Consider the following 14,877-nt stretch of genomic DNA (forward strand, 5'->3'; position numbering starts at 1 on the left):
GTCTGTTTCTTTTTTCATAGGAGTCTCACTTGTTAGAGTTAACAGCCGCAGCCGAAGGTCGACCAATCACAGTCTAATGTATAAGAACAAACCCAGCCGCAGGGTCTGCCGCCTGCTACTTGCTCTAATTCTTCATCACTCATCGTTGGTACTAACATTTGAAGTTCTTCTTTTTTTAATTCTGACATTTTCATTACCTCCAAGATTTTTTTATTAACAGCCACAGCCGAATGTTAACCAATCACAGTCTAATGTATAAGAACAAACCCAGCCGCAGGGCATACCACCTGCTACTTGCTCTAGTTCTTCATCACTCATCGTTGGTACTAACAATTGAAGTTCTTCTTGATTCAATTTTGACATTTTCATTACCTCCAATATTTTTTATTAACAGCCGCAGCCGAATGTTGACCAATCGCAATCTAACGTAATTGTACAAAAATACCCGCAGGGCATGCCGCCCGCTACTTGTTCTAGTTCTTTATCACTCATCGTTGGTACTAACAGTTGAAGTTCTTCTTGATTTAATTTTGACACTGTAATGCCTCCAATTTTTATTTGATAGCTGGCCAGCTTTCAATTTGATAAGGACGTTTTCCTTATCCTGTAATTGATTATAAAAGGGAAAAAATGTTTTAGGGAGGATGATTTATTATCACCCCCCTCGTTTTTCCAATAGCAATGCTGGATTTCTCCACAAAAAATGGGTCAATTGATTATTTTCAATATCTTCTATTTGGAAAAAAGATCATAAAGAGGAGATAAAATAGGTAGGTTATGGAGGTTTTATCATGACTTTATTTTATATCGGCATGTTTTTAAGTTTATGGACCCTCGGAACCATCATGCTGGTTAATAACTATAACAACAAATACACCTACTGGATGAGTATTATGTTCCTTATTGCTGGGTTTGCCAGCTTTTCATTAGTGATTAACCAGAGTTTTCTCCCTTTTTTACGAGAACACGGTACCTCCCCTTTGCAAATCGAATACATACGGATTACGACGATTGGGCTTTGGGGAGTCGAATATCACTTTCTGCCATACCTGTTCTTAATGGGCAGTCTTGTATTCTCTGGTCGTTGTTCACGTAACATATACCACTTGTGCTTTTGGGGCTTACTTGTTCCAATTATGATCTATTTGTTTACTGTTCCAACCTACTATCCCGAAGCAAGATTTGGCGGAACCATTTTTAAAGTGATCTCGGGTCTTTATTTTTTTGCCGGCATCGTCATGTATCTCTTAAGTTACTATAAAGAAAAAAACCCCGTTTATCGGAGGAATCGCTTTCGAACAAATTTGGTGGTAATCGCCATTTCGTTCGTTTACTCCTCCGATTATTATGGGGTAAATTATATCTTAATTGGTAAACACGGCTTAGTGATGTCTAGTAATAACTTATGGCGATTTAATTTCCTCATTGTTATCTGGCTTGTGTTATTTTTTATTTATTTTGGCTTAAGGTATGGGTTTATGGGGATTAAACTTCGGATTGAACAGCAGAAATTAGATTTTTCCATGCGATCACTTACTGAAGGAACGGTCATTCTTAATCATTCTCTAAAAAATGAAGTTCAAAAGATCACTTACTTAAGTGAAAGAATCAAAGATTCGATTCACTTTAATCAGAAGGAAGAAGCGTTACAGGATGTTTGCAATATTTTAAATGTTACCAAACACATGTTAGATATGGTCACGAGAATAAAGGAAAAGGCAGATGAGATTGTTTTAAAAGAACAACCGCAACAGCTAAGTCAGCTGCTTGATACCCAGCTACCGTCTATATCGACGATTTTACAGGAGAAAGGAATTACCCTTCAGAGACATTACCAGATCGATCCCGTTATCCTTTGTGACCCAGCTCATATCCAAGAGACATTCAGCAACATTTGCCTGAATGCTATTGATTCTATGGAACCTGGAAAAGGAAAGTTAGAAGTCATTTTAACTGAAATGCAAAAAGAGGTCGCACTCTTTATTAAAGATAATGGGTCTGGTATTTCCAAAGAGAATGCAGTCAAGATATTTGATCCGTTTTTCACTACCAAAAAAGGATCGCTTCATTATGGCTTGGGGCTTAGTTATTGTTACAGTGTTATGAAAAAACATGGTGGTACTCTAAAAATCTTTGCGAGTGAAATTGGTAAAGGGACCATTATGGAAATGCGTTTTCCCCGAAAGCGAATCCTGCAATTAAGAGCTTCTGACAAAAAAGACTACATGGCAGAGAGCAAAAAAATATCTGTTTAATAAAGTAGTTTTCATGTTGATAAAAAAACACTAAAGCAGGATGGTCCATATACTATAACATTCTGCTAACCTGCGAGGTTAACAGTGAAACGGCTATAGGAGTGAGGGATAATAATGGAGGGTTTCATTAAAGTGATGCTCGTTGAGGATGATGAATTTTGGCAAAAACAGCTGGCTCTAGATTTGAACAAAGAAGAGGATATTCAAGTAGTAAAAATAGCCGCAACTAAACTAGAAGCCTTGAATTCTTTGGATTCAATCGAAATCGATGTTGTTCTAATGGATATTAACTTGACTGAGAATAAACTTGATGGATTAGAAGCTGCTAAGGAAATCACAAGAATAAAAGGTCTTAAGCCCAAAGTGATTATGCTAACTTCTCTCTCTGAACAGGAAGTCATTGTAAAAGCCTTCCAGAATGGAGCTGTGAATTATATTACAAAATCTAATTTTCATGACATTGTAAAGGCTGTAAGAGATGCTTATGCCGACAAATCTTCTATTCATTGTGATGCTGCTTCTGCTATGCGGAACGAGTTACATTTGATGCAGCTTTCACCAAGTGAACGGGAAATATATGACCTACGCGAAAAGGGATTTAATAAAACCCAAATGTCTGAAATTCTTCATAAATCTGTGAATACAATCAAAACTCAGTTACGGAGCATCCGAGACAAATTACAATAAGAAAAGAGTAAGGCGCCTAGGCTTCGGCGACAAACACAAGACGAGCCGATGACGCCTGTCCTCAAAATATCGGAAGTATCCATCGTTATATAAAAAGAGTACCAGCCATCATTTGATTTAAAGTTGTACCAACTGGTTGTCCACCTCTTTGACGATTATCTCGGCGTTCTACAACGACAAGGAATTTACCTTTTTTCACAAGGCTCTCATAATGGTCAGCCTCTTCTTCAGTAAATCCTATTCCAACAAAAGCTCCCGTTAATCCGCCTAGTCCCGCGCCGGCAGCCGCCCCATTCAGACTAGCAGCTATTGGTCCTGCCGCGACAAGTGGTCCGATGCATGTATATTAAGCCAAATAAGCTTCTTGAACTTGCTCATTGGCCATCAAATCCTTTCCATTTCCGTTCATCACAATTTCCCCAGTCTGAATGACATAGCCACGATCAGCGATTTGCAGTGCTTGAAACGCATTTTGCTCCACCAATAGAATCGTCATCCCTTCTTTGTTTAGCTCTAAAATGATTTCAAATATTTGCTCGACTATGATCGGTGCGAGTCCCATGGAGGGCTCATCTAACATGAGCACTTGCGGGTTCATCATTAACGCCCTTCCAATCGCCAGCATTTGCTGCTCACCGCCGCTCATGGTTCCTCCCTTTTGATCAAGCCGTTCTTCTAATCTAGGAAAATACTGATACACCCTTTCCATTCTCGTTTCCATTTCCTTTTTGTTTTTGAGAGCAAAAGCCCCAATTTGTAAATTTTCTTTTACAGACAACTTAGGAAAAATACGTCTTCCCTCAGGGACTTGCGCAATCCCCAGTAAGGAGGTTTTATGCGCAGGAGTATTGGTAATATCGTTTCCCTTATAATGAATGGTTCCGCTTTTTACCGGGATCTGTCCACTAATGGCTTTTAAGGTAGTGGACTTACCCGCCCCATTACTTCCAATTAAGGTGACCACTTCACCCTGTCCGACTTCCAAGTCGATTCCTTTCAGTGCTTGTATGCCGCCATAGCTTGCTTGAACACCCTTCAATTCTAGTATCGTCATCATAATCCCCCCTTTAAGCGTGTGATAGAGCACCTTTTCCTAAATAGGCTTCAATCACCCTTGGATTTTTCCGTATTTCTGCTGGTTTCCCTTCTGCTATTTTTTCCCCATGATCTAAGACAAAAATATAATCCGAGATTTCCATGACTAATTTCATATCATGTTCAATCAAGATAATCGTTACATCCAGTTCCTCTCTTAATCTATCAATCAGCGAGGTTAATTCTTTCGTTTCCTTGGGGTTCATCCCTGCAGCTGGTTCATCCAAAAGCAGAACCTTCGGCTTTGTGGCCAGCGCCCTTGCGATTTCTAGACGCCGTTGAGCGCCATACGATAGATTCCCGGCACTTTCATTTAATAATTCGGCCAAACCGACATATTGAAGCAGCCGATAGGCTTCCCTCTGAGCGCCTGACTCTACTTTTCTAGCATGAGATAATTGAAATAATGTAGAGAACCAGTTCACCCTTAAGTGGTTATGCATTCCCACCATCACGTTCTCTAATACTGGAATCTGATTAAACAGGCGGATATTTTGAAACGTCCTAGCGACACCGTGCCGCGCGACTGCGTCCGGTTTGTTACCCACCAACGATTTTCCATTCAGTAAAATATCTCCCGAAGAAGGCTTATACACACCGGTAATCATATTAAAAAAGGTGGTTTTCCCAGCTCCATTTGGTCCAATCACAGCTGTAATAGAATTCTTTTGTACATTCATATTAATATTGGTATTCGCCTGTAACCCGCCAAAGCTTTTCGATAATTCTTTCACTTCTAACACATTCAAGCTGTCTACCTCCCATTCACGCTTTCGATTTTCTCATTTGCCACCAATACGACCTTGCTTTCAGGGACTTCGTTTTCCATTAATTTTTCCGGATTATAGGTCCTATTTTTCGCCGGCAATAATCCTTTGGAACGATACAAGGCAATCAGGATCAATAAACCCCCAAAGATAAACCGCTGCATTTTAACAGGCGAAAGGGCATCTGGAATGGTAAACACGCCACTTGAGCTTAAGGTATTTAACCAATTGGTAACTTCCGTTAGGACTTGTAAATTGAGGATCGTGACAACCGCCGCTCCTAAAATGACGCCTGGGATGCTTCCCATTCCCCCTAATAACACCATCACCAGAATGTTCGTTGATTCCAACAGGGTGAAGCTGGTTGGATCCACAAAGGTTTGTTTGGCTGCAAAGACGACTCCCATCATCCCCGAAAAGGAGGCTCCGATGGCAAAGGCGGTTAATTTGGTTTTCACAAGCGGAATTCCCATGGCCTGTGCAGCGATCTCATTTTCTCTTACCGCTTTCCACGCGCGTCCTAATTTCGAATGTTCTAGATTCCTGACAATAAAAATGACGAGAATCACAATGGCCAGGACAACATAATAAAATTGATTTGGATACATCAGCTTGATGCCAAATATTTCTGGCGGAGTAATGGAAGAAAGCCCCATGGCACCGTTTGTAATGTTCACCGGCTTATCTAAGTTATTAAAAACGATTCGAATAATTTCACCAAAGCCTAAGGTAACAATCGCCAGATAGTCACCTTTGACCCTTAGGACAGGGATCCCCAGAAGGACACCAAATAAGGCAGCCACAAAGCATCCGATTAAGATAAAAATCCAGAAACTCTCCCCTGAAAGAGGATATTTTCCAAAAGGCATAAACTGTGAAGCTTGGGCTGTTGCAAATATGCCATATGTATAAGCTCCTACCGCGAAAAAGGCGACAAATCCCAGGTCCAATAGGCCGGCAAAGCCAACTACGATGTTTAAACCTAGAGCCATAGCTACATATATCCCGACAAACGTTGCTACTTCCATGTAAGATTGATAGGCCGCTCCATGACTAGCCGCGAACGGAAGCAGTCCTCCCAAAATCCCGATGCCAATGATCCATTTGAGTTTATTTCCTAGGTTCAAGAAATATAAAATGAGGATGGATAAGAGCAGTAATAAGAAAGAAATCACCGAAGTGTCCGCAAAATACAAGCTGGCCGCTGTCACGATAACATAGGCGGCGAAAAATAGTATTTGTACTCTTGTTTTAGTAAAGAGACTGTTTAGTCGTTCTTTCATCCCTATCACCTACACTTTCTCGACGATTGCTTTGCCAAACAATCCTTCTGGTTTGAAAATAAGGACCACAATTAAGATGATAAAAGCGAATACATCCTTATACTCTGCTCCAAACATACCACCTGTTATTTCGGACAGATTGGCTGCTGCGAACATTTCAAGCATTCCAATAATTAATCCTCCTGCCATGGCCCCGCGGATATTTCCGATCCCACCTAGAACCGCGGCTGTAAAGGCTTTAATTCCCAAAATAAAACCAATATAAGGGTCAATAGTTCCATATTGAATCGTAAATAACACACCTGTTGCCCCGCCCAATGCGGACCCTACAAAAAAAGTAACTGAAATGACTTTGTTTACATTTATGGACATCAATGCCGCTGTTTCCCGATCCTGAGCTACGGCTCTGATCGCCATCCCCCATTTCGATCGATTAACAAAGAGATTTAAGCCAAACATCATAACAAATGCCACCACAATGACCACAAGGAAGGTCATTTTAAAGGAAGCGTCATGCAATTGTGGCAAAATCGTCGATATTTTGAGCTTCATTTGACCATTGAAAAGTTCCGGTGCATTCACGATATAGTTTCCTTGCTTTAATTCCGCGATAAAACGGACAATATCTTGGAGAAGAAAGGATACCCCAATCGCGGTGATTAAAGTGATTAATTTAGGTGCATTTCGCAGCGGTCGATAGGCCACTCTTTCAATTCCCATCCCCAAGAAGCCTGTTATGACGCTTGTCACAAGTAACACTATCAGGAGAACCAAAATAGCCGGCATAAAGGAAAGCCATCCTAAACCAGTAAAGGTTAGTAAAATCGCTGTGCCAATAAAAGCACCTGTCATAAAAATTTCTCCATGAGCAAAGTTAATGAGTTCCAGTATTCCGTAAACCATCGTATAACCGATAGCGATGACCGCATAAACGGCACCCAGTGTCAGCCCGTCAATCAGTACTTGCGGCAATGTCTGAAGGATTTGTGCCAGCATATGATCACGACTCCTTTTTTCTTAAGTAAAAAAGGGTACGGATAAAATTCACATACCCTTTCAAACGTTATTTTTATTTACTAATTTCTCCTACAACGGTTGCAGGGTACTTCGCTTCATTAAACTTATAAATGTAAATCTTGGCATACTGATTGTCGCCCTTGTCATCAAAACCAACTTTGGTTCCGATACCTTGATAATCACGAATTGCGCGAATCGCATCTCTTACCTGTGCACGTGTTGGCAGCTTCCCGTCATTTTTGTCAATCGCATTTTCAATCGCTTGTAATATGACTCCTGCACTATCGTAGGCATATGCAGAATATCCTTCAATATTTTTATTAAACTGGTTCTTATATTCCTCAGAAAACTTCTTGCCCTCAGCTGATTTGGTCACATCGCCAGCAATGGAAGTTAAATAGGCATTCTTGACGGCAACTCCTGCAATTTCGACAAATGATGATGAATCCAAACCATCACCGCCCATAAATGGAATATCAATGCCTTTGTCATGAGCTTGTTTAACAATCAGCCCACCTTCGGCATAGAGACCGCCAAAGTAAATCATATCTGGCTTTTTATCCGCTACTTGGTTTAAAACGCCATTGAAATCCTTTTCCCCAACGGTAATTCCTTCATATCCAACAATTTTTGCTCCCAAATCTTCCGCTGCTTTCTTAAAAGCATCTGCTAAGCCTGTCCCATAAGCCGTTTTATCTTGAATAATAAAGATTTTTTTCGCTTTTAAGGTGTTTACCGCAAATTGTGCACCAGCCGGTCCTTGGAAATCATCGCGTGCGACGACTCGATTGGTCACTTTTAAACCTCTGTCTGTCACTGCGGTTGCGGTATTTGCCGGTGAAACCATTGGGATTGAGTATTTTTCATAGATTTCTGAGGATGGGATGGCCACTCCAGAATTCATATGACCGACAATGGCCAAGATGTCTTTATCCGCTGCGATTAATTGCGCATTGGCAACCCCTTTTTTAGGATCGGCTTGATCATCATAAGGAACCAACTGTAAATCAAACCCTAGCTTTTTAAATTCTGCTTTTTTGTCCTCAAGCGCCAATTGTGCTCCTAATTTAATCGCCTCCCCCTGTGTGGCACTTCCACCAGATAATGGTGATTGGGTTGCGATTTTAATAACGTTTTTTCCCTCGCTTGAGCTTGAAGTCGTGCTGGATGAACATCCAGTAATCGTACCTACTGTTAGGGCTGAAAGTAAGAATAGTGTTGATAATTTTTTAGAAAACATCTTTTTGACCCCCCTCGAATTTTTAGTGATCCCAATATGTATGTATTAGTACCTACCTCCCTTAATATCTAAATTTAAAAGGAGCTCTCTTTTAACAAAAGTATAGTAGTTGTTAGAATACCTGTCTTAATCCTTGTCAGGTTTTTTAACTATCTTTTTCAATAGACTACGAGACTTTTTTTAAAAATAAAAAATCCGGTTACGTCGATCGTAACCGGATTAGGACTTATTGATGAGTTTTTGAGGGGTTCGAATATTTATATTAAGGGATGTAAGTTACTTATGTATGGCTACTTAGATATTCACTAATAGGAATAAAAAGGAATTATAATTGTTTTATAAACGGCACAATCGTATAATTGTGTGAAAAAGGATGCTTAACATGCATAAACGGCCTTACCTAATATTGTTTGCCATGCAATTATAATATTGTATGGTTTTTTTGCACGTGTTATGATGATTCAAATCATGTTGGAAATATAATAAATATAGAACTAGATTTTAGAAAGGTAGGTTAGGTGATGTCACAGAAAGATAGTGTAAAAGCGCTAGATGCCCAAACAGCTTCATTACAAATCTACATTAATTCTTCAGAAAAACAAAAAGCTTTATATAAGCGTACATTATTCGTTGTCAGTATTTCACAAATTTTTGGCGGTGCAGGATTAGCCGCAGGAGTTACGGTGGGTGCACTTCTTGCACAGCAAATGCTCGGTACGGATGCGTATGCTGGAATTCCTTCATCTTTACTTACATTAGGGTCAGCAGGTGCCGCTCTATTGGTTGGAAGACTTTCGCAGGCGTTTGGTCGTCGTACAGGTCTATCAGCCGGTTTTATCATTGGTGGACTTGGAGCAATAGGAGTCATCATTTCAGCAATCATAAATAGTGTATTCCTTTTATTTACTTCCCTGCTTGTTTATGGTGCAGGGTCAGCAACAAATTTGCAAGCTCGTTATGCAGGTACGGACTTAGCAAATAGCAAACAGCGAGCAACTGCGATTAGTATGACAATGGTTTTCACAACATTTGGGGCGGTTGCTGGACCAAACTTAGTGAATGTGATGGGGAATTTCGCTCTTTCTATTGGTGTTCCATCATTGGCCGGTCCTTTCATTTTAGGAGCGGCAGCCTATATCTTAGCAGGTATCGTCCTTTTCATCATGCTTCGGCCAGATCCGTTAGTTATAGCAAGAATGATACAAGAAGCCAACCAAGTACCAAATGATAAAGGACAATTGGCAACAACAGAACATACAGAAAACAAAAGAGGTATCATCGCTGGGGCAACGCTGATGGTTCTTACTCAAATGGTAATGGTAGCGATTATGACCATGACACCCGTTCACATGATGCATCATGGACATGGCTTGGGTGCAGTAGGTCTTGTCATTGGTTTTCATATTGGAGCTATGTATCTTCCTTCACTGGTTACTGGTGTCCTTGTTGATAAATTGGGGCGGACTGCGATGGCTATTGGTTCTGGAACTACATTGCTTCTGGCAGGTTTAACAGCAGCATTTGCACCAGGAGATTCTATGGTTCTTCTAGTCATTGCTCTTATATTACTTGGTTTAGGATGGAATTTTGGTTTGATAAGTGGAACTGCCCTTATCGTTGATTCAACCGAAACGTCCACACGGGCTAAAACTCAAGGTACAGTGGATGTTTTGATTGCGTTGTCAGGAGCTGCTGGCGGGGCATTGTCTGGAATGATTGTGGCAGGTTCGAGTTATCTAACCTTATCACTTAGTGGAGGAATTTTATCCTTATTACTAATTCCAGTGGTGATATGGTCTCGTGGAAGAAAGAAATAAATAAAAGTTACGAGTACGTTCGTCGATTGTAAGCTATTGAAAATGGATAGGAGTAATGGCTCAGTGTACTTAACTGAGCCATTATATTTTAATATTGTAAATTCCAATCCTAGTTATTAACCAGCTCTAAAAAGGAACAAATGGTTAGGATGCCTTTATCAAAGTTTTCCAAGTTGAAATGTTCATTTGGAGCATGAAGGTTTTCATCAGGCAAACCGAATCCCATTAAGACAACAGGCGCATTTAGCGAGTGGTTGAAATCCGACACAATCGGAATCGAACCTCCTTCTCTTTTATATACAGGTGCTTTACCATATACATTCTGATAGGCTTCTGCCGCTTTTTGAATCATCGGACTGTCAATTGGTGTTAAAAAAGGATTACCTGTATCTTGTAGGGTCACACTCAACGTGCAGCCTTTTGGAGCATGTTCTTCCAGATGCTTTTTGATCAATCCTTGAATCTGTTCAGGGTTTTGATTGTGAACAAGACGGCAGGTAATTTTTGCATGTGCTTCATTCGGGATAACCGTTTTTGTTCCTTCCCCCTGAAATCCGCCCCATAAACCGTTGATTTCTAATGTAGGTCTGGAACTGATTCTTTCAGGATATGGAAAATTGTTTTCCCCTCCCGTTAAATCCGTTAACCCTAACGATTTTTTTAACTTTTCTTCATCGAAGCCCAATGCTTTAATTTGTTCCTTTTCAAAATCTGTCAGTAGCACGACTTCATCATAAAAATGGTCAACATTTACTTTCCCATTTGCATCATGAAGATTAGCAAGCAGCTGTATCAATAAATGGTTGGCGTTTTGAACTCCACCGCCGAACATGCCCGAATGCAAATCAGAATTGGCGGTTTTGAGGGAAACTTCCAATGCACACAGACCTCTTAATGAATACGTAATGGCTGGGACACCGCGATCCCACATATCTGAATCTGAAATCACCACTACATCGCAGGCTAATTTTTCTTGATTTTCGGATAGAAACTGTGGAAGATGTGGGCTTCCAATTTCCTCTTCTCCTTCGATACAGAATTTTACGTTTACCGGTAATTTTCCTTCTAATTTTAAGAGTGTTTCCACTGCTTTGATATGTAAGAATGTCTGCCCTTTGTCGTCGGTTGCCCCTCTGGCAAAGATTTTTTCATCACGAATCGTTGGTTCAAATGGTGGGGTTTCCCATAAATGAATAGGGTCAACGGGCTGTACGTCATAATGACCGTATACTAAAACGGTTGGGGCGTTTTCCTGATGAAGCCAGTCCGCATAAATAATCGGATGCCCTTTTGTCTGGACGATTTCCAGATGTTCCATTCCAATGCTTTCTAATTTATTGGCAATCCATGATGCTGCTTTTTGGATGTCCTCTTTATGCTCGGATAAGGAACTAACGCTTGGAATTCGGAGCAATTCTTTTAATTCCTCAACATTCTGATTATGATTCTGTGTTAAGAATTCAGATAATTGACTCATTTGATCACCTTTTCAAGTTTATTTTGCATTACTATTTTATACCAAAAGATTAGAGAAAACCTAAAAGAACCCTCTATTTTTACAGGAATTCTTCAGCCAATAAAGTATAGCTCTTCATTTTGTCCTCAAATCTATGGATGTTACAAATAATCATGAATTCCTCTGTTTGGTACATTTCACTTAAACGCATTATTTCACTTTTTACCTTTTGTGGTGTTCCAATAATCATTCGCTGTCTATTTTCCAGAATCCTCCTTTCTTCTTCGTGCGTTAATCGAATCCTCTTAGCCTCTTCTATAGAAGGGATCCTTGTATCGGATCCCTTTTCAACTGCTAATAACCATAAATCCTGACTTAAGGCACATTCTTCTGCTTTTTCCTGTGTTTGGGCACAAACAACAAATATACAAGCATTCGTTTTTGGCTTCTTCAACAAAGTTGAAGGTTGAAAGTTTTGAACATAATAATCCATTGCACGCTTCCCATTATCAGGCGTAATAAAATGGCCATAGGTAAAAGCAGTTCCTTTTTCTGCAGCCATTCTGGCTCCGCGGTGAGTAATGCCCAAAATCCATAGTTCCGGAAGAGTTTCTGCCACAGGATAAGCATTCACTTTATGGAATGGATGTTCTGCAGGCAGCTGATTTTGTAAAAATCCCTGTAAAACTTGAACCTGTTGGGGAAATTCATTTAAGCTTTTCCGCAATCCATCTGTTAACGCAAGCCTTGTCGCTGCTGAGCCGCCAGGTGAACGCCCGATTCCTAAATCAATTCGGTTTGGAAACAATGCTTCTAGTACTTTAAAGTTCTCAGCTATTTTATACGGACTATATTGCGGGAGCAGCACACCGCCTGATCCGACTCGAATTCTTCGTGTATTGGAAGCAATATGAGACATTAATATTTCTGGTGAGGACCCAGCCATTCCGTTGGTATTATGATGTTCAGCTACCCAAAACCGCGTGTATCCAAGTTTCTCTGTTAATTGTGCTAACTTCACTGTATTTTGTAAGGCGATGTTTGCTGTATCCCCCTTGCTAATAACAGATTGATCAAGAACACTTAATTTCATTGATAAACCTCCAGAATATACTTCTAACATTAGTTATGTTTAAATATCTGTTATTACAAAAATAATTCCCAGCGGATAAATAGACGGAAAAATTCCTCTTAATTAGAAATTATAATTAAAAAAAGCTTAAATAGACGGAGAGATTCCGCCTATTGACTCAAAAAATGTGAAAATAGGGACTTTTGCTTTGCATAACCGAAAATCCTCCGCTTATTTACCCCGAAACGAGCCCCTTGCTACAGTTAACCGAAAAATTTCCGCTTATTTCACTTCGGTGGTTTCTCCATTAAGGACAAGACATCTTATTTAAAAGGGAGTTAGTTTTATCTAAAAAATTTAAGAGAACCTCATTTGGGTGCATAACGGAACAAGTAAGTGAGGTTTAATATAAATAGGGTTTTTATATTCTAATAAAGAAACTCACCAATATGGCGAGTTTTACTTTTTTAAATACCAATATCAATGTTTAAGAAAAGCATCTCAAAACGGTACCCAAGCAACTTTTGGATGGATTTTTTCTTATTTAAAATTTATTTATTTTAATCTTGCCTTAATCGTCTCACTTATATAACCCCGGTCCCTATGATACAAAATGATGGCAATGACTAAAATTCCCCCAGCTATAAAGATCGATGGATTTCCTAAATAAGTGGTCGAAAAGGTTCCGATCAACGCACCCGATGTAAAAGAAAAAATAATGGCAAAAAATTCGTTAAATTGTTTTCTAGCTTCAGGATCATGTTCCTTGATTGCCAAATAGGCCGCTTGTGTCGCCGTTCGAAGGTTTCCTGTTGTCATCGTGGAATTGTAAGCCCATTTGTCCAGTTTATTAAATGTCGAAATTTGCAAAGAGGAGACAAAGGCAATACATACCGTTACCACTATATTAGGCACACTTTTTGGCAACAGACCAACAGTCATCAAGACCAAACATTCTAAGATCAGAATAGACCTTCGATAACTATGCAATACTTCCCTAACATGAGGCATTTTCACTAATTCTGAAACTAAAACACCCAAAATGAAGGCCACAATGGGCGGAATAATAAGTAAGACGCCTCTCCAATCCTTATTTGCAGCTTTCACAGCCAGTAAAACCATATTTCCAGTTTGGGCATTAGCAAACACACCATCACGACTGATAAACGTATAAGCATCCAAAAAACCACCTACAATCGCTAAAAGGACACCCAAATAGATGGAATTGGACGATAAAGAAGGGATTTTATTTTTCATTTTTTCCACCTTATTTTAAATGACAAAAGTACTTTTTTAATCTTTCAAAGGAAAAAGTTTTAAACCCCATTTTTTAAAAATAGGGTTGTCTCCTGGGGAGATTTCTATGCAAAAATCAACTTCTTTGTGAACGAGTAGACTTCTCTACTACATTTGCAGATTCCTATGAAGAATAAAAAAATTAAATCACAGAAAGAGGTTTTTTTAAATGATTAATATCACATTTTGAAGAAAAGGTCACAAGTAGATTAATAGATTTTTTCTAATGATTTAATAATTTTTTGACTGAGGAACCACGAGTGCGTTTGTTGAGATATACTTGGGTAATGAGCATGTTAATAATGATGGCAAGATAGACAGCAAGAGAGAAAGCAACACTAAAGGATGCATGAGTCGAGAACTGAATCATAAGGAGAAAAATCCTAAATGTGACAAATACGAATGTCACGGCATAGCTTCGGAGCATCCATTCTCGATGTCGTGTTATATTTTTACGTCTGATATAAATGATGGCAATCATTGTTGTCATTAGCCAAAAAATATCCAGAACTAGGAAGGCAATCGTAGAAGGAATACCGCCTGTTGCATACATCGCAAGATATGGGACCAAGAGTACGTTAATCAGAATTGCAAAGCCATAAATTCGCCCCAACAGCCGATGCCGTTTTCGATTTAGACGGCTTCTATTGGTTAATTGATAAGCACCAATTAATAAAGCTAGGATACCCAGTATGATATGAGGGAAGAAAAACAGTTTCCAAATCGCATACGGAAAATTTGGATCTTCTAACTTGGACGAAACTACCCCCGCTTGACTGGGCTTATAGATGATATATTGTATAACGATATATAAGGTAAATAAATAAGCTAACCCATAAATAACCGGTAACATAATTTTCTTTTTCAACATAAATTCTCATCTCCCAACCTA

Annotated in this window: 15 protein-coding genes; 3 read left to right on the forward strand and 12 right to left on the reverse strand. The window is 39.5% G+C overall.

Annotation, left to right across the window (positions count from 1 at the left end):
* Positions 1 to 38: 38 nt before the first annotated feature.
* The 3 genes from JOC76_RS10775 to JOC76_RS30465 are packed head-to-tail and all read right to left on the reverse strand — an operon-like array spanning position 39 to position 537.
* The gene (locus tag JOC76_RS10775) at positions 39 to 188 is read right to left on the reverse strand and encodes a type A2 lanthipeptide (protein ID WP_205177618.1); all 150 of its coding nucleotides are present in this window, start codon (positions 186 to 188) and stop codon (positions 39 to 41) included.
* 25 nt (positions 189 to 213) lie between these two features.
* Positions 214 to 363 carry a type A2 lanthipeptide gene (locus JOC76_RS10780; protein WP_205177619.1) on the reverse strand — a complete coding sequence of 50 codons (150 nt, stop codon included), beginning with the start codon at positions 361 to 363 and terminating at the stop codon, positions 214 to 216.
* A 24-nt stretch (positions 364 to 387) separates the two neighbouring features.
* On the reverse strand, positions 388 to 537 hold the full coding sequence (locus tag JOC76_RS30465) for a type A2 lanthipeptide (protein ID WP_205177620.1): 150 nt from the start codon (positions 535 to 537) through the stop codon (positions 388 to 390).
* A gap of 254 nt (positions 538 to 791) precedes the next feature.
* Between JOC76_RS30465 and JOC76_RS10790 the strand changes: the two genes are divergently transcribed.
* Both JOC76_RS10790 and JOC76_RS10795 read left to right on the forward strand, forming a co-directional pair.
* Complete coding sequence (locus tag JOC76_RS10790) at positions 792 to 2,255, forward strand: sensor histidine kinase (protein ID WP_205177621.1); 1,464 nt, start codon at positions 792 to 794, stop codon at positions 2,253 to 2,255.
* Positions 2,256 to 2,369: 114 nt separating this feature from the next.
* A complete protein-coding gene (locus JOC76_RS10795; RefSeq protein ID WP_205177622.1) occupies positions 2,370 to 2,942 on the forward strand; it encodes a response regulator transcription factor in 573 nt (190 codons plus the stop codon).
* 346 nt (positions 2,943 to 3,288) lie between these two features.
* On the opposite strand, the gene JOC76_RS10800 is transcribed toward JOC76_RS10795, so the two are convergent.
* The 5 genes from JOC76_RS10800 to JOC76_RS10820 all read right to left on the reverse strand — a co-directional run bounded on the left by JOC76_RS10800 (position 3,289) and on the right by JOC76_RS10820 (position 8,344).
* The gene (locus tag JOC76_RS10800) at positions 3,289 to 3,996 is read right to left on the reverse strand and encodes an ABC transporter ATP-binding protein (RefSeq protein ID WP_205177623.1); all 708 of its coding nucleotides are present in this window, start codon (positions 3,994 to 3,996) and stop codon (positions 3,289 to 3,291) included.
* A 13-nt stretch (positions 3,997 to 4,009) separates the two neighbouring features.
* Positions 4,010 to 4,786 carry an ABC transporter ATP-binding protein gene (locus JOC76_RS10805; protein WP_239557675.1) on the reverse strand — a complete coding sequence of 259 codons (777 nt, stop codon included), beginning with the start codon at positions 4,784 to 4,786 and terminating at the stop codon, positions 4,010 to 4,012.
* Between the two features lie 5 nt (positions 4,787 to 4,791).
* Complete coding sequence (locus tag JOC76_RS10810) at positions 4,792 to 6,087, reverse strand: branched-chain amino acid ABC transporter permease (protein WP_205177624.1); 1,296 nt, start codon at positions 6,085 to 6,087, stop codon at positions 4,792 to 4,794.
* A 9-nt stretch (positions 6,088 to 6,096) separates the two neighbouring features.
* A complete protein-coding gene (locus JOC76_RS10815) occupies positions 6,097 to 7,083 on the reverse strand; it encodes a branched-chain amino acid ABC transporter permease (protein WP_205177625.1) in 987 nt (328 codons plus the stop codon).
* Positions 7,084 to 7,156: 73 nt separating this feature from the next.
* On the reverse strand, positions 7,157 to 8,344 hold the full coding sequence (locus tag JOC76_RS10820) for a branched-chain amino acid ABC transporter substrate-binding protein (protein ID WP_205177626.1): 1,188 nt from the start codon (positions 8,342 to 8,344) through the stop codon (positions 7,157 to 7,159).
* Positions 8,345 to 8,862: 518 nt separating this feature from the next.
* On the opposite strand from JOC76_RS10820, the gene JOC76_RS10825 reads away from it, so the two are divergent.
* The gene (locus tag JOC76_RS10825; RefSeq protein ID WP_205177627.1) at positions 8,863 to 10,161 is read left to right on the forward strand and encodes an MFS transporter; all 1,299 of its coding nucleotides are present in this window, start codon (positions 8,863 to 8,865) and stop codon (positions 10,159 to 10,161) included.
* A 109-nt stretch (positions 10,162 to 10,270) separates the two neighbouring features.
* Here the strand turns inward: JOC76_RS10825 and JOC76_RS10830 are convergent, their stop codons facing one another.
* The 4 genes from JOC76_RS10830 to JOC76_RS10845 form a co-directional block, all read right to left on the reverse strand.
* The gene (locus JOC76_RS10830) at positions 10,271 to 11,638 is read right to left on the reverse strand and encodes a dipeptidase (RefSeq protein ID WP_205177628.1); all 1,368 of its coding nucleotides are present in this window, start codon (positions 11,636 to 11,638) and stop codon (positions 10,271 to 10,273) included.
* 79 nt (positions 11,639 to 11,717) lie between these two features.
* Positions 11,718 to 12,710, reverse strand: coding sequence for an LLM class flavin-dependent oxidoreductase (locus JOC76_RS10835; RefSeq protein ID WP_205177629.1), 993 nt, complete (start codon positions 12,708 to 12,710; stop codon positions 11,718 to 11,720).
* A 534-nt stretch (positions 12,711 to 13,244) separates the two neighbouring features.
* Positions 13,245 to 13,946 carry a YoaK family protein gene (locus tag JOC76_RS10840; protein WP_205177630.1) on the reverse strand — a complete coding sequence of 234 codons (702 nt, stop codon included), beginning with the start codon at positions 13,944 to 13,946 and terminating at the stop codon, positions 13,245 to 13,247.
* 262 nt (positions 13,947 to 14,208) lie between these two features.
* Positions 14,209 to 14,856 carry a DUF2306 domain-containing protein gene (locus tag JOC76_RS10845; protein ID WP_205177631.1) on the reverse strand — a complete coding sequence of 216 codons (648 nt, stop codon included), beginning with the start codon at positions 14,854 to 14,856 and terminating at the stop codon, positions 14,209 to 14,211.
* Positions 14,857 to 14,877: the final 21 nt, after the last annotated feature.

Origin of the sequence: Neobacillus cucumis, from assembly GCF_016908975.1 — a bacterium.
Classification (GTDB): Bacteria; Bacillota; Bacilli; order Bacillales; family Cytobacillaceae; genus Neobacillus; species Neobacillus cucumis.

Bases quoted from the DNA above. Each gene is read 5' to 3' on its own strand.
- JOC76_RS10775 (WP_205177618.1), bottom strand. From the start codon at position 188: ATGTCAGAATTAAAAAAAGAAGAACTTCAAATGTTAGTACCAACGATG.
- JOC76_RS10780 (WP_205177619.1), bottom strand. From the start codon at position 363: ATGTCAAAATTGAATCAAGAAGAACTTCAATTGTTAGTACCAACGATG.
- JOC76_RS10790 (WP_205177621.1), top strand. From the start codon at position 792: ATGACTTTATTTTATATCGGCATGTTTTTAAGTTTATGGACCCTCGGA.
- JOC76_RS10795 (WP_205177622.1), top strand. From the start codon at position 2,370: ATGGAGGGTTTCATTAAAGTGATGCTCGTTGAGGATGATGAATTTTGG.
- JOC76_RS10800 (WP_205177623.1), bottom strand. From the start codon at position 3,996: ATGACGATACTAGAATTGAAGGGTGTTCAAGCAAGCTATGGCGGCATA.
- JOC76_RS10810 (WP_205177624.1), bottom strand. From the start codon at position 6,087: ATGAAAGAACGACTAAACAGTCTCTTTACTAAAACAAGAGTACAAATA.
- JOC76_RS10815 (WP_205177625.1), bottom strand. From the start codon at position 7,083: ATGCTGGCACAAATCCTTCAGACATTGCCGCAAGTACTGATTGACGGG.
- JOC76_RS10820 (WP_205177626.1), bottom strand. From the start codon at position 8,344: ATGTTTTCTAAAAAATTATCAACACTATTCTTACTTTCAGCCCTAACA.
- JOC76_RS10830 (WP_205177628.1), bottom strand. From the start codon at position 11,638: ATGAGTCAATTATCTGAATTCTTAACACAGAATCATAATCAGAATGTT.
- JOC76_RS10835 (WP_205177629.1), bottom strand. From the start codon at position 12,710: ATGAAATTAAGTGTTCTTGATCAATCTGTTATTAGCAAGGGGGATACA.
- JOC76_RS10840 (WP_205177630.1), bottom strand. From the start codon at position 13,946: ATGAAAAATAAAATCCCTTCTTTATCGTCCAATTCCATCTATTTGGGT.
- JOC76_RS10845 (WP_205177631.1), bottom strand. From the start codon at position 14,856: ATGTTGAAAAAGAAAATTATGTTACCGGTTATTTATGGGTTAGCTTAT.